The organism is Klebsiella sp. w6 (genome assembly GCF_033100215.1).
Taxonomy (GTDB): Bacteria; Pseudomonadota; Gammaproteobacteria; order Enterobacterales; family Enterobacteriaceae; genus Klebsiella; species Klebsiella variicola.
In genome coordinates this window covers 360,977-380,442 of the sequence record NZ_CP136907.1, presented here as the reverse complement: position 1 = coordinate 380,442, position 19,466 = coordinate 360,977, and the positions used below count along the sequence as shown (strand labels likewise).

At 58.2% G+C, this 19,466-nt stretch carries 15 protein-coding genes; 9 read left to right on the top strand and 6 right to left on the bottom strand.

The window, feature by feature from the left end; translation table 11 throughout:
- Positions 1-76 precede the first annotated feature (76 nt).
- Entirely contained in the window at positions 77-1,699 is a 1,623-nt protein-coding gene (gene pckA, locus R0140_RS01720) for a phosphoenolpyruvate carboxykinase (ATP) (RefSeq protein WP_032731343.1), read from the top strand.
- A 77-nt stretch (positions 1,700-1,776) separates the two neighbouring features.
- Here pckA and envZ read toward each other — a convergent pair whose 3' ends face one another.
- A complete protein-coding gene (gene envZ / locus R0140_RS01715) occupies positions 1,777-3,132 on the bottom strand; it encodes a two-component system sensor histidine kinase EnvZ (protein WP_049139638.1) in 1,356 nt (451 codons plus the stop codon).
- Complete coding sequence (gene ompR, locus R0140_RS01710) at positions 3,129-3,848, bottom strand: osmolarity response regulator transcription factor OmpR (protein WP_001157751.1); 720 nt, start codon at positions 3,846-3,848, stop codon at positions 3,129-3,131. Before ompR ends, envZ begins: the two co-directional genes overlap by 4 nt.
- A gap of 227 nt (positions 3,849-4,075) precedes the next feature.
- On the opposite strand from ompR, the gene greB reads away from it, so the two are divergent.
- The 5 genes from greB to feoC all read left to right on the top strand — a co-directional run bounded on the left by greB (position 4,076) and on the right by feoC (position 10,224).
- Positions 4,076-4,549: a transcription elongation factor GreB gene (gene greB, locus R0140_RS01705; RefSeq protein WP_008807004.1), complete on the top strand. Its 474-nt coding sequence runs from the start codon at positions 4,076-4,078 to the stop codon at positions 4,547-4,549.
- Positions 4,550-4,649: 100 nt separating this feature from the next.
- Complete coding sequence (locus tag R0140_RS01700; protein ID WP_008807003.1) at positions 4,650-6,980, top strand: Tex family protein; 2,331 nt, start codon at positions 4,650-4,652, stop codon at positions 6,978-6,980.
- A gap of 420 nt (positions 6,981-7,400) precedes the next feature.
- Entirely contained in the window at positions 7,401-7,628 is a 228-nt protein-coding gene (gene feoA / locus R0140_RS01695; RefSeq protein ID WP_002920506.1) for a ferrous iron transporter A, read from the top strand.
- A 28-nt stretch (positions 7,629-7,656) separates the two neighbouring features.
- Positions 7,657-9,975, top strand: coding sequence for a Fe(2+) transporter permease subunit FeoB (gene feoB, locus R0140_RS01690; RefSeq protein ID WP_008807002.1), 2,319 nt, complete (start codon positions 7,657-7,659; stop codon positions 9,973-9,975).
- Between the two features lie 9 nt (positions 9,976-9,984).
- Complete coding sequence (gene feoC, locus R0140_RS01685; RefSeq protein WP_004202151.1) at positions 9,985-10,224, top strand: [Fe-S]-dependent transcriptional repressor FeoC; 240 nt, start codon at positions 9,985-9,987, stop codon at positions 10,222-10,224.
- Positions 10,225-10,310: 86 nt separating this feature from the next.
- On the opposite strand, the gene R0140_RS01680 is transcribed toward feoC, so the two are convergent.
- Positions 10,311-10,580, bottom strand: coding sequence for a YdgH/BhsA/McbA-like domain containing protein (locus R0140_RS01680; protein WP_002920510.1), 270 nt, complete (start codon positions 10,578-10,580; stop codon positions 10,311-10,313).
- 120 nt (positions 10,581-10,700) lie between these two features.
- The gene (gene bioH, locus R0140_RS01675; RefSeq protein WP_012540403.1) at positions 10,701-11,474 is read right to left on the bottom strand and encodes a pimeloyl-ACP methyl ester esterase BioH; all 774 of its coding nucleotides are present in this window, start codon (positions 11,472-11,474) and stop codon (positions 10,701-10,703) included.
- A gap of 39 nt (positions 11,475-11,513) precedes the next feature.
- On the opposite strand from bioH, the gene gntX reads away from it, so the two are divergent.
- The 3 genes from gntX (at position 11,514) to gntT (ending at position 14,474) form a co-directional block, all read left to right on the top strand.
- Entirely contained in the window at positions 11,514-12,188 is a 675-nt protein-coding gene (gene gntX / locus R0140_RS01670) for a DNA utilization protein GntX (protein WP_032731349.1), read from the top strand.
- A 58-nt stretch (positions 12,189-12,246) separates the two neighbouring features.
- Positions 12,247-12,822 (top strand): Fe-S biogenesis protein NfuA, encoded by a 576-nt coding sequence (gene nfuA / locus R0140_RS01665; protein ID WP_002920540.1) that lies wholly within the window; start codon positions 12,247-12,249, stop codon positions 12,820-12,822.
- Positions 12,823-13,157: 335 nt separating this feature from the next.
- Positions 13,158-14,474, top strand: coding sequence for a gluconate transporter (gene gntT / locus R0140_RS01660; protein WP_008806999.1), 1,317 nt, complete (start codon positions 13,158-13,160; stop codon positions 14,472-14,474).
- Positions 14,475-14,572: 98 nt separating this feature from the next.
- Here gntT and malQ read toward each other — a convergent pair whose 3' ends face one another.
- Both malQ and malP read right to left on the bottom strand, forming a co-directional pair.
- Positions 14,573-16,669 (bottom strand): 4-alpha-glucanotransferase, encoded by a 2,097-nt coding sequence (gene malQ / locus R0140_RS01655; protein WP_032740275.1) that lies wholly within the window; start codon positions 16,667-16,669, stop codon positions 14,573-14,575.
- Positions 16,670-16,679: 10 nt separating this feature from the next.
- Entirely contained in the window at positions 16,680-19,070 is a 2,391-nt protein-coding gene (gene malP, locus R0140_RS01650; protein ID WP_016161908.1) for a maltodextrin phosphorylase, read from the bottom strand.
- Positions 19,071-19,466: the final 396 nt, after the last annotated feature.

The window sequence follows — 19,466 nt, the reverse complement described above, 5'->3', positions numbered from 1 at the left end:
TGAGCCTGGTCGCGGTCAATACCCGGTAAGAAACCCTACAATTTACAGCAGTACATCTTAGCTAAGGAGCAGTGACATGCGCGTTAATCATGGTTTAACCCCGCAGGATCTCAAGGCTTATGGTATCAATGACGTTCAGGATATCGTCCACAACCCCAGCTACGATATGTTGTTTCAGGAAGAGCTCGACCCCAGCCTGGAAGGTTACGAACGTGGCGTATTAACCAGTCTGGGTGCTATCGCCGTCGACACGGGCATTTTTACCGGCCGTTCTCCGAAAGATAAGTATCTCGTTCGCGACGACACCACCCGCGATACCGTCTGGTGGTCCGATAAAGGCAAAGGTAAAAACGACAACAAGCCGCTTTCACAGGAAACCTGGCAGCATCTGAAAGGGCTGGTGACCCAGCAGTTGTCCGGTAAACGGCTGTTTATCGTCGACGCCTTCTGCGGCGCCAACGCCGATACGCGTCTCAGCGTGCGCTTTATTACCGAAGTGGCCTGGCAGGCGCACTTCGTTAAAAACATGTTCATCCGCCCGAGCGATGAAGAGCTGGCGGACTTCGAGCCCGACTTCATCGTGATGAACGGCGCGAAGTGCACCAATCCGCAGTGGAAAGAGCAAGGTCTGAACTCAGAAAACTTCATCGCCTTCAACCTCACCGAGCGCATCCAGCTGATCGGCGGCACCTGGTATGGTGGCGAAATGAAGAAAGGGATGTTCTCGATCATGAACTACCTGCTGCCCCTGAAGGGCATCGCCTCTATGCATTGTTCTGCTAACGTCGGCGAGAAAGGCGATGTCGCCATTTTCTTCGGCCTCTCAGGCACCGGCAAAACCACCCTCTCCACCGATCCAAAACGCCGCCTGATTGGCGATGATGAACATGGCTGGGATGACGACGGCGTGTTTAACTTCGAAGGGGGCTGCTACGCCAAGACCATCAAGCTCTCTGAAGCGGCCGAGCCGGATATCTATCACGCCATTCGCCGCAATGCTCTGCTGGAAAACGTGGTGGTGCGCGCCGATGGCACGATCGATTTCGATGACGGTTCGAAGACTGAAAACACCCGCGTCTCCTACCCCATCGACCATATCGACAACATTGTTAAACCGGTTTCCAAAGCGGGTCACGCCACCAAAGTGATCTTCCTGACGGCCGATGCGTTCGGCGTCCTGCCGCCGGTCTCCCGCCTGACCGCCGATCAGACCCAGTACCATTTCCTGTCCGGGTTTACCGCCAAACTGGCCGGCACCGAACGCGGCGTGACCGAGCCCACGCCAACCTTCTCCGCCTGCTTTGGCGCCGCCTTCCTGTCGCTGCATCCGACACAGTACGCCGAAGTGCTGGTTAAACGTATGCAAGCGGCCGGCGCGCAGGCTTATCTGGTCAATACCGGCTGGAACGGCACCGGCAAGCGTATCTCGATTAAAGATACCCGCGCCATCATCGACGCCATCCTCAATGGCTCGCTGGACAACGCGGAGACCTTTACCCTGCCGATGTTTAACCTGCAGATCCCAACGGCGCTCCCGGGTGTGGATACCCAGATCCTCGATCCGCGCAGCACCTATGGTTCCCCGGAGCAGTGGCAGGAAAAAGCCGATCAGCTGGCGAAGCTGTTTATCGAGAACTTTGAGAAGTATACCGATACGCCAGCGGGCGCCACGCTGGTGGCGGCAGGGCCGCAGCGCTAACGGGCGCAGAGGTGAAAAAGCCGGGCTTGCCCGGCTTTTTGTTGTGCAACGTCCTGATCGGCCAACCTCGGCCGCACTCAGCTCTCTTTGGCGGATTTCATCGGCGCCAGCATCCGGTGCACCGGTAGCCAGGCGCGGATCAGTAATCCGCCGCGTTCGCTGGAGCCAATCTCCAGCCGGCCGTTGTGATTGTCGATAATACGCTGAACAATCGCCAGCCCCAGCCCGGTGCCGCTGGTACTGCGGGCGCTATCGCCGCGTACAAACGGCTGGAACAGATGTTCGCGCTGCTCAGGTTTGATCCCCGGCCCGTCATCTTCCACCTGGAACCAGGCCCGACTCGCTTCGCTGCCGCTGCTGACCTTGATCCAGCCATTGCCGTAGCGGGCCGCATTCACCACCATATTCGCCAGCGCACGCTTGATAGACAGGGGATGCATGCGTACCGGGATTTCACCGGCCTGCAGGGCAGTGGCGATCTCACGTTCATAGCCGCTCTCTGCGGCGATCACTTCCCCCAGCACCGCATTGAGGTCCGCCAGCTCCATCGGCATCTCCTGCCCGGTGCGCAGATAATCGATAAACTGCTCGATGATGGCGTTGCACTCTTCGATATCTTTGTTAATCGACTCCGCGAGATACCCGTCCTGCTCGCCCATCATCTCGGTGGCCAGACGAATGCGCGTCAGCGGAGTACGTAAATCGTGGCTGACCCCGGCCATCAGCAACGTACGGTCGTCAGCCAGCTGCTTCACGCCCGCGGCCATATGGTTAAAGGCGCGGGTCACCGAACGCACCTCAGAGGCGCCGTACTCTCGCAGCGGCGGCGGGATAATACCGCGCCCGACCTGCAGCGCCGCGTGTTCGAGATCTACCAGCGGACGGTTCTGAATACGGATAAACAGCCAGGCGCCGCCTATCGCCAACAGCATGATCGCCAGGGTATAGCGGAACAGCGGCGAGAAGTCGCCCTGATGGATCTCGGTCAGCGGTACCCGCACCCAGATATTGGGCGACAGCCAGGTCTTCAGCCACACCACGGGGGAGCTTTTATTGACCTCCACCCGCACCTCAGTGGGGCCGCCGAGCTGATGCGCCATCTGCTGGCTTAAGAATTCATAATGCTGCGCCCAGCGCAGCCCTGCGTCTTCCGCCGCTTCATTGGAATAGAGCGAAATCCCCAGCTCACGATAAATTTCACGACGAAACGCCGGGGGCACCACCAGCTGGGTGCCATCCTCCAGCTGCAGTTTGTCGGTCATCAGCATACGGACTTCGTAGGCCAATACTTTATTAAACTGCTGGAGACTCGGCAGGATCGCGAAATTCAGTACCACCAGATAGGTCGTCACCAGGCTGACGAACAGCAAGGTGACGATCAGAAGCAGCGTGCGAGCAAAGGAGCTGCGCGGCGAAAAGCGCACGCGTTTCATGCCTTAGAGCCGTCCGGGACGAAGACGTAGCCCAGACCCCAGACGGTCTGGATATAGCGCGGATGCGCCGGGTCCTCTTCCACCATGCGGCGCAGGCGGGAGATCTGAACGTCGATGGAGCGCTCCATCGCAGAATATTCGCGCCCGCGGGCGAGGTTCATCAGCTTATCGCGCGACAGCGGTTCGCGAGGATGACTCACCAGCGCCTTCAGGACCGCAAATTCGCCGCTGGTCAACGGCATCGGCTCGTCTTCACGGAACATCTCGCGGGTGCCCAGGTTCAGTTTGAATTTACCAAAGGCGATAACCGCCTCTTCCTGCGATGGCGCGCCCGGCAGTTCATTCGCCTGACGACGCAGCACCGCCCGAATACGGGCCAGCAGTTCACGCGGGTTAAACGGCTTCGGAATGTAGTCGTCAGCCCCGATTTCCAGGCCAACGATCCGGTCAACCTCTTCACCTTTCGCCGTCACCATAATGATCGGCATCGGGTTGCTCTGACTGCGCAGACGACGGCAAATCGAGAGACCATCTTCCCCAGGCAGCATCAGATCCAGCACCATCAGGTGGAAGGATTCACGGGTTAACAGACGATCCATCTGTTCGGCGTTCGCCACGCTACGAACCTGGAAGCCCTGCTCGGTCAGATAACGTTCGAGCAGCGCACGCAGGCGCATGTCGTCATCCACAACCAGAATCTTATAATTCTCTTGCATTGTTTGTACTCCCAAAGGTTCACTGCAATAGTCAGTGCGTATTCTCAAAAAAGCCCGGCGCGCTCACCAGCTAAATCTGGTATATATTCCAGGCTAAATTGTTACAAAGCATATTTAACAGCAGGTTAAGTATACATTTAATCATAAGACACAGTATTTATCCTGTCGGTATTATTACGCGCTACAAATTGTGCGCAACGACAGACTGTCAGAAGGTTGAACTCACGATGAAAACGCCGCTGATCACCCGCGAGGGATATGAAAAACTGAAGCAGGAAATGGACTACCTGTGGCGCCAGGAGCGCCCGGAAGTGACCAAAAAGGTCACCTGGGCCGCCAGCCTTGGCGACCGCAGCGAGAACGCGGACTACCAGTACAACAAAAAGCGCCTGCGGGAGATCGATCGCCGGGTCCGCTATCTGACCAAATGTCTGGAACAGTTAAAGATCGTCGATTATTCCCCGCAGCAGGAAGGCAAAGTCTTCTTCGGCGCCTGGGTAGAGATCGAAAACGACGAGGGTGACACCAAACGCTTTCGCATCGTCGGCTACGATGAGATTTTTGGCCGCAAAGACTACATCTCCATCGACTCGCCAATGGCGCGCGCCTTATTGAAAAAAGAGGTCGGCGATCTGGCTATCGTTAACACGCCGGCGGGCGAAGCCAGCTGGTATGTCAACGAGATCGAATACGTAAAATAGACAAGAACTTTCCGAGAGACACCGGGCGCGACTGGCATTTTCAGCCGTCAGTCCGTATAACTAGTCCCTGATTTTTGACCCTAAAGATGAATTAAAAGCCATGATGAATGATTCGCTCTGCCGCATTATTGCGGGTGAACTTCAGGCCAGAGCCGAACAGGTAGAAGCTGCCGTTCGCCTGCTTGATGAAGGGAACACCGTGCCGTTTATTGCACGTTATCGTAAAGAAGTCACCGGCGGTCTGGATGACACGCAGCTGCGTAATCTGGAAACCCGCCTTGGCTATCTGCGCGAACTGGAAGACCGTCGTCAGGCGATCCTCAAATCCATCGCTGAACAGGGCAAACTGACCGACGCGCTGGAAAAAGCCATCACCTCCACGCTGAGCAAAACCGAACTGGAAGACCTCTACCTGCCGTACAAGCCGAAGCGCCGTACCCGCGGGCAGATCGCCATCGAAGCCGGGCTGGAGCCGCTGGCTGACCTGCTGTGGAACGAACCGGCCCACGATCCGGAAGCGGAAGCCGCAAAATATATTAACGCTGACAACGGCATCGCCGACAGCAAAGCGGCCCTGGACGGCGCGCGCTATATTCTGATGGAGCGGTTTGCCGAAGACGCCGCGCTGCTGGCGAAGGTCCGTGACTATCTGTGGAAAAACGCCCACCTGGTCTCCACCGTCGTCAGCGGCAAAGAAGAGGAAGGCGCCAAATTCCGCGACTACTTCGATCACCATGAACCGATCGCCACCGTGCCGTCGCATCGCGCGCTGGCGATGTTCCGCGGTCGCAACGAAGGCGTGCTGCAGCTCTCTTTAAACGCCGATCCGCAGTTTGACGAGCCGCCGAAAGAGAGCCACGGCGAGCAAATTATTATCGACCACCTTGGCCTGCGCCTGAATAACGCCCCGGCGGACAGTTGGCGTAAAGGTGTCGTCAGCTGGACCTGGCGTATCAAAGTGCTGATGCACCTCGAAACCGAGCTGATGGGCACCGTGCGCGAGCGCGCGGAGGACGAAGCCATCAACGTCTTCGCCCGTAACCTGCACGACCTCCTGATGGCCGCGCCCGCCGGGCTGCGCGCCACCATGGGACTCGATCCGGGCCTGCGCACCGGGGTGAAAGTGGCCGTCGTCGACGCCACCGGTAAACTGGTCGCCACCGATACCATCTATCCCCATACCGGCCAGGCCGCCAAAGCGGCCGTCGTCGTCGCCGCGCTGTGTGAAAAGTACAATGTTGAGCTGGTGGCCATCGGCAATGGTACCGCCTCGCGTGAAACCGAGCGTTTCTTCCTCGACGTGCAGAAGCAGTTCCCGAAAGTCACCGCCCAGAAGGTGATCGTCAGCGAAGCCGGGGCTTCCGTTTACTCCGCCTCCGAGCTGGCGGCCCAGGAGTTCCCGGACCTCGACGTGTCGCTGCGCGGCGCGGTCTCCATCGCCCGCCGTCTGCAGGATCCCCTGGCCGAGCTGGTGAAAATCGACCCGAAATCGATTGGCGTCGGCCAGTATCAGCACGATGTCAGCCAGACCCAACTGGCGCGTAAGCTGGACGCAGTGGTGGAAGACTGCGTGAACGCCGTCGGCGTTGACCTGAATACCGCCTCCGTTCCGCTGCTGACCCGCGTCGCCGGCCTGACCCGCATGATGGCGCAGAACATCGTTGCCTGGCGCGACGAGAACGGCCAGTTCCAGAATCGCCAGCAGTTGCTGAAGGTCAGCCGTCTGGGGCCGAAAGCCTTTGAACAGTGCGCCGGCTTCCTGCGTATCAACCATGGCGACAACCCGCTGGATGCCTCCACCGTGCACCCGGAAGCCTATCCGGTGGTCGAGCGCATTCTGGCCGCCACCCAACAGGCGCTGAAAGATCTGATGGGCAACAGCAGCGAACTGCGTCATCTGAAGGCCGTGGATTTCACCGATGAGAAGTTCGGCGTTCCGACCGTCACCGACATTATCAAAGAGCTGGAAAAACCGGGCCGCGATCCGCGTCCGGAGTTTAAGACGGCGAAGTTCGCCGACGGCGTAGAGACCATGAGCGATCTACTGCCGGGGATGATCCTGGAAGGCGCCGTCACCAACGTCACCAATTTCGGCGCGTTTGTCGATATCGGCGTCCATCAGGATGGACTGGTACACATTTCGTCGCTTTCTGACCGGTTTGTTGAAGATCCGCACACCGTGGTGAAAGCGGGCGACATCGTGAAGGTCAAAGTCATGGAAGTCGATCTGCCGCGTAAACGTATCGCCCTGACCATGCGTCTCGACGAGCAGCCAGGCGACAGCAACGCCCGCCGCGGCGGCGGTCAGGATCGCCCCCAGGGTAACCGCCCGGCCGCGAAGGCCGCCAAACCCCGCGGTCGCGAGGCACAGCCTGCCGGTAACAGCGCAATGATGGATGCCCTCGCTGCGGCGATGGGTAAAAAACGCTAATCTCTCCCTGCCCCTTTTCAGGGGCAGTTTTCATTTTTCATCCCCTGGCGATACGGCCGCCATTACGCGCAAAACGGGTTCAGTCATTTCTGATAACCTGCATTAATTCCGTTAAGGAAAGGTCGCGAAATTATTATTTTCATTTCGTTAACTTAAGAAACCTTAATTAAACATTAGATCGCCGAAATAATATTTTGCGCCTATTTGATCACCGACTGGATTTTGCGGCATATCAATAAAAAGGTGATTTTCGCTATAAAAATAGCGCGAAGCGCATCATATGTATTGATGATAAAAACCATTCTCATTATCATCACTTTCAGAACGTTTTTTCCTTTTTCGTTGGCTACGGTCCCCGGCGCAGCTGCCTCCAGGCGTCCGGAAAATTCTTCTTCGGTTAGCGATAGACAAGTAGGCCCTATGCAATTCACACCTGATAGTGCGTGGAAAATTACCGGATTCTCCCGCGATATTAGCCCAGCATACCGTCAGAAATTACTCTCCCTCGGCATGCTGCCCGGTTCCTCTTTTCATGTGGTTCGCGTAGCGCCGCTTGGCGATCCTGTTCATATTGAAACCCGACGCGTCAGTCTGGTATTACGCAAAAAAGATCTCGCCTTAATCGAACTGGAAGCGGTTGCACAATAACGGCTGGCCCGGCACAAGAGTCTGAAATATGAAAAAATTAACCGTTGGTTTAATTGGTAATCCTAATTCTGGCAAGACCACCTTATTTAATCAGCTGACTGGCGCCCGCCAGCGCGTAGGCAACTGGGCCGGGGTCACCGTTGAGCGTAAAGAGGGCGTTTTCGCCACCACTGACCATCAGGTCACGCTGGTCGACCTGCCGGGAACCTACTCCCTGACCACCATCTCTTCGCAGACCTCGCTGGACGAGCAGATTGCCTGCCACTACATCCTGAGCGGCGATGCCGACATGCTGATTAACGTGGTTGATGCCTCCAACCTTGAGCGAAACCTCTATCTGACGCTGCAGCTGCTCGAGCTGGGGATCCCCTGCGTCGTCGCGCTGAACATGCTGGATATCGCCGAAAAGCAGCAGGTGCGTATCGATATCGACGCCCTCGCCGCCCGTCTCGGCTGCCCGGTCATTCCGCTGGTCTCAACCCGCGGACGCGGAATCGAAGCGCTGAAGATTGCCCTCGACCGTCATCAGGCGAACAGCGATATTGAGCTGGTTCACTATCCGCAGCCGCTGCTGCGCGAAGCTGACCTGCTGGCGCAGCAGATGTCAGCGCAGATCCCGACCCGGCAGCGGCGCTGGCTGGGTCTGCAGATGCTGGAGGGCGATATCTACAGCCGGGCCTATGCCGGCGACGCCGCCGATAAACTGGATATTGCTCTGGCGAATCTCAGCGACGAGATCGACGACCCGGCGTTGCATATCGCAGACGCACGCTATCAGACCATCGCCGCCATTTGCGACGCCGTCAGCAACACCCTGACCGCCGAGCCGAGCCGCTTCACCGCGGCGATGGACAAAGTGATCCTCAACCGCTTCCTCGGGTTGCCGATTTTTCTCTTTGTCATGTACCTGATGTTCCTGCTGGCGATAAACATCGGCGGCGCGCTGCAGCCGATTTTTGATGCCGGTTCGGTCGCGGTCTTTATTCACGGTATTCAATGGCTGGGCTACACCCTGCACTTCCCGGACTGGCTGACCGTGTTCCTCGCCCAGGGGATCGGCGGCGGTATCAACACCGTACTGCCGCTGGTGCCGCAGATCGGCATGATGTATCTGTTCCTCTCCTTCCTCGAGGACTCCGGCTACATGGCGCGCGCCGCCTTTGTCATGGACCGCCTGATGCAAGCCCTCGGCCTGCCGGGGAAATCCTTTGTCCCGTTGATTGTCGGTTTCGGCTGCAACGTGCCGTCGGTGATGGGCGCCCGCACCCTTGACGCACCGCGCGAGCGTCTGATGACCATTATGATGGCGCCGTTTATGTCCTGCGGCGCGCGGCTGGCGATCTTCGCCGTCTTCGCGGCCGCGTTCTTTGGTCAGAACGGTGCGCTGGCGGTCTTCTCGCTCTACGTGCTGGGCATTGTGATGGCCATTCTCACCGGCCTGATGCTGAAGCACACCATTATGCGTGGCGAAGCCTCGCCGTTCGTGATGGAGCTGCCGGTGTACCACGTCCCGCACATCAAGAGCCTGATTATCCAGACCTGGCAGCGCCTGAAAGGCTTTGTGCTGCGCGCCGGGAAGGTGATCGTCATTGTCAGCATCTTCCTCAGCGCGCTGAACAGCTTCTCGCTGAGCGGTAAGGTCGTCGACAACATCAACGACTCCGCGCTGGCCTCGGTGAGCCGGGTCATTACGCCGGTGTTTAAACCGATCGGCGTGCATGAAGATAACTGGCAGGCCACCGTCGGCCTGTTTACCGGCGCGATGGCGAAGGAGGTGGTGGTCGGTACGCTGAACACCCTCTATACCGCCGAAGATATCCAGAATGAGGAATTCAATCCGCAGACCTTCAGCCTCGGCGAAGAACTGCTCGCCGCCGTCGACGAAACATGGCAGGGACTGAAAGACACCTTCAGCCTCAGCGTCCTGGCCAACCCCATCGAAGCCAGCAAAGGCGATGGCGAGATGGCCACCGGCGCCATGGGCGTGATGGGCAGTAAATTTGGCAGCGCGGCGGCGGCATACAGCTACCTGATCTTCGTTCTGCTCTATATCCCCTGCATCTCGGTGATGGGCGCCATCGCCCGCGAATCGAGCCGCGGCTGGATGACCTTCTCCATCCTGTGGGGGCTGAATATCGCCTATTCGCTCTCGACGCTCTATTACCAGACCGTCAGCTTTAGCGACCATCCGCGCTACAGCCTGGTGTGTATCCTGGCAGTGGTGTTGTTCAACGTGGTGCTCTTCGGCCTGCTGCGCCGGGCGCGCAGCCGGGTGGACGTCTCGCTGCTGGCCACCCGAAAAACGCCGGCCTCCTGCTGTTCCAGCCCGGCTGGCGATTGCCACTAAGGAGGGTCTGTGGCGTCGTTAATGGAAGTCCGCGATATGCTGGCCCTGCAGGGCCGCATGGAGGCGAAACAGCTCAGCGCCCGCCTGCGGACGCCTCAGCCGCTGATTGACGCGATGCTGGAACGGATGGAAGCCATGGGTAAGGTGGTACGGATCAGCGAAACGAGCGAGGGCTGTCTCTCAGGCAGCTGTAAAAGCTGTCCTGAAGGGAAAGCGGCGTGCCAGCAGGAGTGGTGGGCGCTGCGATGAAAGGAGTCAGGCCTGGTCGTGCAACGGGTAAAACGAGTAAGAAAGCAGTGAAAAACGGGCCAACAGGCCCGTTTTTTATGACTGGATTATTTATAAACGTCAGCGTTAGCGTGTACGGTTTTTTCGTTTTTCTGCCCGGCAATCACCACAAAGTATTTCCCACCCAGCTCATCGGCTTTTTTAGACAGATCGCGTCGGGCGTCCATCGGTGACGTCGTCCTGGAGGTCGTGATGCTGCCGACCTTGGTCAAATTCATCTTCGCCACGTCTTCTTTTTGGATCTCTTTCGCGGCAAATGCGCCAAAAGACAGGGTGCCAATCACCAGAGATGCAACCATTCCTGTAACAAGTTTCATAGCCTCTACTCTCCATAAGGTTGTTATTGTAGGTCACGGTGGCGGAATGAAATAATCAACCACCGTAACAACCTAAGTATTGCTAGGAATGGCCCATTTACCATGGCGTGGCAAAAAAAATTACCCCAGCTGCGTTTTCAACGCCAGCAGCGGCTCGCAGAAGGCCGCGGGATGGGAAACAAACGGCGCATGCGCCGCCTTATCGAAGAGGATTGACTCGCTTTCCGGCCACAGCTCATCCAGCAGCGGGACAATCTTGCGCGGCACCAGTCCGTCCAGCCGGCCATACAGCCGCAGAAACGGTATCGGCAACCCAACCAGCGCCTGGCGCAGATCGACGGTTCTGAGGATCTCCAGTCCGCCGTTCAGCGCCTCGGCAGAAGGCATCGGCAGCGAGAGCACCGCCTGCTTTAACGCCCGCGCATCCTGACGCGCGCTCTCTGTGCCCATGGTTTGCAGGGCGAGGAATCGCTCGACGGTGCGCTGGAAATCGTCGCTCAGCTGCTGCTGAAACCCGGCCAGCACCTCGGGCTTGATGCCGGGCCAGTCGTCACAAGCCGCGAAACAGGGGGAAGAGGCAACCGTCACCAGCGCCTGCACGCGTTCCGGGTGCATCATCGCCACCTGGCTTGCCACCAGCCCGCCCAGGCTCCAGCCCAGCCACACCGCCTGAGGAGGAGCCTGCTCCAGCACCCGCTGCGCCATCGCCTCGAGCGACATCGCCCCATATCCGCCGCTGCGGCCATAGCCCGGCAGGTCCACCAGGTGGAGGGTAAAATGCGAAGCCAGCTGCGGCGTGATGCAATCCCATACCTGAGCGTTCAGCCCCCAGCCGTGCAGCAGCACAAGATGACAATCACCTTCGCCGATTGTTTGCCACCAGATGTCGTTCATCCGTTACCGTTCTCTTTTTTACTGGACAGAAGGCCAAATATGCTAACAGCACACAGCTTATGCTGGCTATGCCAAATGCCGCTGGCGGTCGCCTGCTGGGGGATCTGCTCCCGCTGCAGCCGCGCCCTGCTCGCCTGCCCCCCGCTCTGCCCGCAGTGTGGCCTGCCGGCGGCGACATCCCATCACCCCTGCGGCCGCTGCCTGCAAAAACCACCTCCCTGGCATTGGCTGGTGGCAGTCAATGACTATCGCCCGCCGCTGAGCGGTCTGGTCCAGCAGTTGAAGTTTCACCATCGTCCGGAGCTGGGGCCCGCCCTCGCGCGCCTGCTGCTGCTGCGTCTTCTGCAGTGTGACGATTTGCCGCCGGTGGACGGTATGATCGGCGTACCGCTGTGGCATCGCCGCCGCTGGCGCCGGGGTTATAATCAGTGTGACGAACTGTGCCGACCGTTAGCCCGCTGGCGAGGTTGCGTCTGGCATCGGGAAGGCCTGACGCGCCAGCGAGCCGGCGCCGTCCAACATTCGCTCAATGCCCGCCAGCGCAGGCAGAACCTGAAAAATGCCTTTCAGCTTGAATTTGCCGTGGAGGGACTCCATATCGCTATCGTGGATGATGTCGTCACGACCGGCAGCACCGTCGCCGAGATATCCCGCCTGCTTTTGCGAAACGGCGCCGCGACGGTTCAGGTATGGTGTTTGTGCCGTACCTTGTAGACCCCCGCTGATGGGCGTATTATAACCCAGTAAAATAGTCAACTATTAGGCCAACGCTATGATCCGTATTTCCGATGCTGCACAAGCGCACTTTGCCAAACTGCTGGCAAATCAGGAAGAAGGGACGCAAATTCGCGTATTTGTGATTAATCCCGGCACCCCAAACGCTGAGTGCGGCGTATCTTACTGCCCACCGGATGCGGTGGAAGACACCGACACGGCGCTGAAATTTGAACAGCTGACCGCCTATGTCGATGAGCTCAGCGCGCCCTATCTGGAAGACGCTGAAATTGATTTCGTCACCGACCAGCTTGGCTCGCAGCTGACGCTGAAAGCGCCGAACGCCAAGATGCGCAAAGTCTCTGACGATGCCCCGCTGATGGAGCGCGTCGAGTACCTGCTGCAGTCGCAGATTAACCCGCAGCTGGCGGGCCACGGCGGCCGCGTGTCGCTGATGGAGATCACCGACGACGGTCTGGCTATTCTGCAGTTCGGCGGCGGATGCAACGGCTGTTCGATGGTTGACGTGACTCTGAAAGAAGGCATTGAAAAGCAGCTGCTGAACGAGTTTCCGGAGCTGAAAGGGGTTCGCGATCTGACCGAGCATCAGCGCGGCGAGCACTCCTACTACTAAGCCTTCCTCCGGCGGCACCCTGCCGCCGGTCCTCCCTGGCCCTTTCTGTGTTACCGCGCAACATCTCCCGCTAAATGACCGGCAAAAACCGGGGAAAGAGTATGACTTAAGTCTCATATTTAACATTTTCCCCCGTCAGGTGATTCTCAACCCTCACATGTTACCCGTATCATCCCCTTCAGGCACCACCGGCAAAAAAATAGCCAGCTATCCTTTCTCTGGGTAAGGATAATGCAAGTATTTACGGTGCCAGACTATTTTGCTCCCACATGGGGCAGATGTCTTACAGGTTGAATCTTTGACGTTACCCATAACAAATTAAGGCCAGGTAAATCATGCCATTAATCATCGTTGCTATCGGGGTTGCCCTGTTATTGCTGTTAATGATCCGTTTCAAAATGAACGGCTTCATTGCGCTGGTTCTGGTGGCGCTCGCCGTCGGATTAATGCAGGGTATGCCGCTGGATAAAGTGATCGTCTCTATCAAGAACGGCGTTGGCGGCACCCTTGGCAGCCTCGCGCTGATCATGGGCTTCGGCGCTATGCTCGGTAAACTGCTGGCAGACTGCGGCGGCGCCCAGCGTATCGCCACTACCCTTATCAATAAGTTCGGTAAGAAGCATATTCAGTGGGCGGTTGTGCTGACCGGCTTCACCGTCGGCTTCGCGCTGTTCTATGAAGTGGGCTTCGTGCTGATGCTGCCGCTGGTATTTACCATCGCCGCCTCGGCCCGCATCCCGCTGCTGTACGTCGGTGTCCCGATGGCTGCTGCACTCTCCGTCACCCACGGCTTCCTGCCGCCGCACCCGGGTCCGACCGCGATTGCCACCATCTTCCATGCCGATATGGGCAAAACGCTGCTCTACGGCACCATTCTGGCTATCCCGACGGTTATCCTGGCAGGGCCGGTGTTTGCGCGCTTCCTGAAAGGCATTGATAAGCCGATCCCGGAAGGCCTGCATAACCCGAAAGTATTCACTGAAGAAGAGATGCCTGGCTTTGGCGTCAGCGTCTGGACCTCGCTGGTACCGGTGATCCTGATGGCGATGCGCGCCGTGGCCGAGATGATCCTGCCGAAGGGCCACGCCTTCCTGCCGATTGCTGAGTTCTTCGGCGACCCGGTGATGGCCACCCTGATTGCGGTACTGATCGCCCTGTTCACCTTCGGTTTGAACCGCGGCCGCTCCATGGAGCAGATCAACGATACCCTGACTTCTTCTATTAAAATCATCGCGATGATGCTGTTGATCATCGGCGGCGGCGGCGCCTTCAAACAGGTGCTGGTGGATAGCGGCATGGATAAATACATCGCCTCTATCATGCACGAATCGAACATGTCTCCGCTGTTTATGGCGTGGTCAATCGCCGCAGTGCTGCGTATCGCGCTGGGTTCGGCGACCGTTGCCGCCATCACCGCAGGCGGGATTGCCGCGCCGCTGATCGCCACCACCGGCGTCAGCCCGGAACTGATGGTTATCGCCGTTGGCTCCGGCAGCGTTATCTTCTCTCACGTCAACGATCCGGGTTTCTGGCTGTTCAAAGAGTACTTTAACCTGACCATCGGCGAGACCATCAGGTCCTGGTCGGTGCTGGAAACCATTATCTCAGTATGCGGCCTGGTAGGCTGTCTGCTGCTGGGGATGGTGGTGTAAGGAGACTCCCGCACAGAAAAAGGCCGGTCCGCATAATGCGGACCGGCCTTTTTTATCGGACATGCTCATCGCCGCGCAGCAAACGACGCGGCGGGAAGTCATCTGGCGGCGGCTTTCTTGCTCGCCGCCTTGCGCCGTTTATCCAGATCCTTAATCAGCTTATTGACCTGTTCATCGGCAAACATCTGCTCCAGGGTGACGGACAGCTTCCGGCGCCAGTTCGGGTACTCAGTGCTGGTGCCCGGAATGTTAACCGGCGACGCCATCTCCAGCCAGTCTTCCGGCTGCAGGCCCAGTAGCGCACTGTTACTGTCGGCAATGTAACGCTGCATCCCCCGGTTGAGGATCCCGGTCATGCTCATCAGAGAGGCCTTATGCCCGGCACGTTTGGGCAGACAGCCGTACTTATGCAACGCATCCAGCAGCCCTTGCTTCGCCAGCTCGCGGTCCTGGTACAGCCCGCGCAGCACCACCTCATCAGGATAGAGCCCCAGCGCTTTACCTAGCGTCAGATCGCCGCTTTCCCAGTAGCCGCGGAGGGTGGGCAGGTCGTGCGTCGTCGCCACAGCCATTGATTGCTCCGGGTACAGCGCCGGCGCGCGGAACGTTTTCTCTGCATCACTCTCAAAATAGAGCACCTTATAAGAATAGACGCCGCTGTTGCGTAACTTGCTGACAATCTCCACCGGTACCGTGCCCAGGTCTTCGCCGATCACCATGCAGCGATGACGCTGGCTTTCCAGCGCCAGAAGCGACAGCAGATCGTCGACGGGATACTGAACGTAAGCGCCATGGTCGGCGGTTTCACCATAGGGGATCCACCACAAACGCAGCACCGACATCACGTGATCGATGCGCAGCGCGCCGCAGTTCTGCATATTGGCGCGCAGCAGGTCGATAAACGGCTCATAGGCGCGAGCGGCAATAATATGCGGATCCATCGGCGGCAGGCCCCAGTTCTGGCCCAGCGGGCCCAGAATATCCGGCGGCGCGCCCACGGACGCTTTCAGGCAGTACAGCTCACGGTCGCACCAGGTCTCCGACCCGCCTTCGGCGACGCCCACCGCCAGATCGCGGTAGAGGCCAATCGGCATCCCGTCGCGCTGGCTGGTTTCCCAGCAGGCGGCAAACTGGCTCCAGGCCAGCCACTGCAGCCAGAGATAGAAACTGACGTCGTCCTCATGCTCAATGCAGAAGGCTTTCACCTCCGGGCTGTCGATATCCTGAAAGGCCTTCGGCCAGGCCGGCCAGCCCCAGCGCAGCGGGTCCTGTTGTACCTGCCAGGCGTGAAGCGCATCGAAAGCGGCCTGCCAGTAGAGGCTTTCCCCTTCGCGCAGAACAAACTCGCGGAACGCCGTCATCTGCTCGTCTTCACGACGAGAGAATCGTTTCCACGCCATACGCAGCGCGGTCATTTTCAGCGTGGTGACCGCGGTATAGTCGACATCATCCGTTTGCCGCGCCGCCTGCAAGGCCTGCTGGGTCGCTGCGGACAGCCACCACGCCTGCGCCTCTTCGCTACGCTGGAAATCTTCAACCGCATTAACGTCGATGTAGATGACGTTCAGCCAGCGACGTGAAGACGGGCTATACGGACTGGCGCTCTCCGGGTTCGCCGGATAGAGAGCATGTATCGGGTTAAGGCCAATAAACGACCCGCCGCGGCGGGCGATTTCCGGCAACATGGCCCGCAGATCGCCAAAATCGCCGATCCCCCAGTTTTTCTCCGAGCGCAAGGTATAAAGCTGCACGCAGGTGCCCCACAGCTTTTTCCCCTCTTTCAGCGGCTGCGGTTCGTAGCAGCGCGCCGGCGCGACGATGGTCCGGCAGTGCCAACGCTCTCCCTCCTGGGTGAGCGTCAGGGAGTGGTACCCCTCCGGCAGTTTAGCCGGCAGCGGCAGCGTCTCGCCGCCGCGGGTTTTCCCTTGATACTGCTTACCGTCCTCAGTGGTCAGGATCCACTGATACTCACCGCGTCCTGCCACCGGCAGCGACATTTTTTTGCCGTGAGTGAAAATTTTCACGTTCGGCAGCGGGTTAACCGCCACTTTCGTGGCGGCGGTAGAGCGATGCATCGCATCCAGCAGGCGCTGTTTGGTGACAGCCGCGATAGACTGCGGCTTGCCGTGCGCATTGATATAACTGGGGCTGATGCCCGCCGCCAGCGCGGCATTATCGAGGCGTTTACTCTCCATAGGCCTTCCTTTAGCGTTTCGCCTGCCAGATACGTTGCTGATAATCGCGGATCGAGCGGTCGGAGCTGAACATGCCGCAGCGCGCGGTGTTGAGGATAGCCGCGCGGGTCCAGGCCTCCTCGTCGCGATACAGCTCATCTACCCGTTTTTGCGCCGCTACGTAGGCTTCGAAATCGGCCAGCACCAGGTACGGATCGCCGCCCTGCAGCAGGCTGTGCAGCATCTGATCGAAGGCATGCTTGTCGCCGTTGCTATAGGTGCCGTTCTCCAGCTCCTTAAGTACCGCATCGAGCAGCTTGTCTTTTTTACGCCATTTCAGCGGATCGTAGCCTTTCGCTTTCAGGGCTTTCACCTCTTCAACCGTGTGGCCGAAGATAAAGATGTTTTCCTCGCCCACCTGCTCAGCGATTTCCACGTTAGCGCCATCCAGCGTCCCGACGGTCAGCGCGCCATTCAGCGCCAGCTTCATGTTGCCGGTGCCAGAGGCTTCTTTACCCGCGGTGGAGATCTGCTCGGAGATATCCGCCGCCGGGATCAGTTTTTCCGCTGCCGATACACAATAGTCCGGCAGGAAGACCACCTTCAGCTTATCGCCGACTTTCGGGTCATTGTTGATCGCTTCCGCTACCTTATTGATGGCAAAAATAATGTTTTTCGCCAGATAGTAGCCCGGCGCCGCTTTCGCGCCGAACAGGAAGACGCGCGGCACGCGGTCCGCCTGCGGGTTTTCGCGGATCTCTTTGTACAGCGCAAGAATATGCAGCAGGTTAAGGTGCTGACGCTTGTACTCGTGCAGGCGTTTGATCTGAATATCGAAAATCGCCTGCGGGTTGATCTCAATCCCGGTACGCTGCTTCACAAACTCGGCCAGATGAACTTTGTTGGCCTGCTTGATATCGCGATAGGTCTGACGGAATGCCGCATCGTCAGCGTATTTTTCCAGATTGATCAGCTGGTCGAGGTCATTGGCCCACTCTTTTTTCAGCGTCTCATCCAGCAGCGAGGCCAGCGCCGGGTTGCACTGCTTGATCCAGCGGCGCGGCGTGATGCCGTTGGTCACGTTATGGAATTTGTTCGGCCACAGCTGGTTATATTCCGGGAACAAATCTTTTACCACCAGGTCCGAGTGCAACGCCGCCACGCCGTTGACAGCAAAGCCGCCCACCACGCACATGTTGGCCATCCGAACCTGCTTGTCATGCACCACCGCCAGCTTCGCCCAGACCTGCTTATCGCCCGGCCAGGTTTTGTCCACCAGCTGTTTAAAGCGGTCGTTGATCTCTTTAATGATCTGCATATGGCGCGGCAGCAGCGCTTTCACCAGCTTCTCATCCCAGCACTCCAGCGCTTCCGGCATCAGGGTGTGGTTGGTGTAAGCAAAGGTTTTGCTGGTGATCGCCCAGGCGTCGTCCCAGCTCAGCTGGTGCTCGTCGATCAGCACGCGCAGCAGCTCCGGAATGGCGATGGTCGGGTGCGTATCGTTCAGCTGGATCACTTCGTAATCCGCCAGCTCGGCCAGCTTGCGGCCTGCCAGATGATGACGGCGCAGGATATCGGCCACTGAGCAGGCGCACTGGAAGTACTGCTGCATCAGGCGCAGTTTTTTACCGGCCTGATGGTTGTCGTTCGGGTACAGCACCTTGGTCAGTTTTTCCGCGTCGATGCCCTGCTGCTCGGCGCGCAGGAAATCGCCATCGTTGAATTTGGTCAGGTTGAACGGATGAGCGTGTTTGGCCTGCCACAGACGCAGCGGCTGGGCGACGTTGTTGCGATAGCCAAGCACCGGCAGGTCCCAGGCTTCGCCGGTAATGACGAACGCCGGCTGCCATTCGCCGTTTTTGCTGACTTTCCCGCCGATGCCGACCTGGACATCCAGCGCCTCGTTATGGCGGAACCACGGGTAGCTGTTACGCCCCCAGTCGTCCGGGGCTTCCATCTGCTGGCCATCGTCAAAGGACTGGCGGAACAGACCATACTGATAGTTGAGGCCGTAACCGGTCGCCGACTGCCCCACCGTCGCCATGGAGTCGAGGAAGCAGGCTGCCAGACGTCCCAGGCCGCCGTTACCCAGCGCCGGGTCTGTCTCTTCTTCCAGCAGATCGGTGAGGTTGACGTCGTAGCCTTTCAGCGCGTCGCTAACGCCCTCGTACCAGCCCAGGTTGAGCAGGTTGTTGCCGGTCAGGCGACCAATCAGAAACTCCATCGAGATGTAGTTAACGTGACGCTGTCCTTGCGCCGGTTTCGCTACCGGCTGCGCCGCCAGAAGTTCCGCCAGCGCTCCGCTGACCGCGCGCCACCATTGACGCTGTGTCATCTCGGAAGCGGACTGTAAACCAAAATGCTGCCACTGACGCGTCAGTGCAGCCTGAAACTGAGCTTTGTTAAATGAAGTCTGTGACATAATGAGATCCGGGTCCTTTACTAAAACGATGGCGCTAGTGTGCCGACCTCCCGATTCATCGTCCTCATCCCGACGGGGATTAGACAGGGAGGAGTGGCGGGGATGAGCGAAAAGTGTGATCCTGGACACTATAGTGTGGGTGAGAAGGCAAAAATATGCTGTAAAAATCACCGCGATATGACAATCGAGAGGTTACGTCCGCAGGGAAAAAATTTGTTACAGGCCAATACGCGCTAAAAATCTTTCCGCCTCTCGCCAGGTTATTAAAAAAATAAATAGAGAGCTCTGGAGAAATAAGCACATTTCATCACATTGATCCGCAAAAAAGATTACTTCTAAGAAATCTCTGACAATAATTTAATAAAAACAAACAACTACTCTTCACATAAAATAAAT

What these genes read in the sequence shown, in the direction of transcription:
- pckA (WP_032731343.1), top strand. Translation starts at nt 77, where the DNA reads ATGCGCGTTAATCATGGTTTAACCCCGCAGGATCTCAAGGCTTATGGT.
- ompR (WP_001157751.1), bottom strand. Translation starts at nt 3,848, where the DNA reads ATGCAAGAGAATTATAAGATTCTGGTTGTGGATGACGACATGCGCCTG.
- bioH (WP_012540403.1), bottom strand. Translation starts at nt 11,474, where the DNA reads ATGAACGACATCTGGTGGCAAACAATCGGCGAAGGTGATTGTCATCTT.
- malQ (WP_032740275.1), bottom strand. Translation starts at nt 16,669, where the DNA reads ATGGAGAGTAAACGCCTCGATAATGCCGCGCTGGCGGCGGGCATCAGC.
- feoA (WP_002920506.1), top strand. Translation starts at nt 7,401, where the DNA reads ATGCAATTCACACCTGATAGTGCGTGGAAAATTACCGGATTCTCCCGC.
- gntX (WP_032731349.1), top strand. Translation starts at nt 11,514, where the DNA reads ATGCTAACAGCACACAGCTTATGCTGGCTATGCCAAATGCCGCTGGCG.
- malP (WP_016161908.1), bottom strand. Translation starts at nt 19,070, where the DNA reads ATGTCACAGACTTCATTTAACAAAGCTCAGTTTCAGGCTGCACTGACG.
- R0140_RS01680 (WP_002920510.1), bottom strand. Translation starts at nt 10,580, where the DNA reads ATGAAACTTGTTACAGGAATGGTTGCATCTCTGGTGATTGGCACCCTG.
- nfuA (WP_002920540.1), top strand. Translation starts at nt 12,247, where the DNA reads ATGATCCGTATTTCCGATGCTGCACAAGCGCACTTTGCCAAACTGCTG.
- greB (WP_008807004.1), top strand. Translation starts at nt 4,076, where the DNA reads ATGAAAACGCCGCTGATCACCCGCGAGGGATATGAAAAACTGAAGCAG.
- R0140_RS01700 (WP_008807003.1), top strand. Translation starts at nt 4,650, where the DNA reads ATGATGAATGATTCGCTCTGCCGCATTATTGCGGGTGAACTTCAGGCC.
- envZ (WP_049139638.1), bottom strand. Translation starts at nt 3,132, where the DNA reads ATGAAACGCGTGCGCTTTTCGCCGCGCAGCTCCTTTGCTCGCACGCTG.
- feoB (WP_008807002.1), top strand. Translation starts at nt 7,657, where the DNA reads ATGAAAAAATTAACCGTTGGTTTAATTGGTAATCCTAATTCTGGCAAG.
- gntT (WP_008806999.1), top strand. Translation starts at nt 13,158, where the DNA reads ATGCCATTAATCATCGTTGCTATCGGGGTTGCCCTGTTATTGCTGTTA.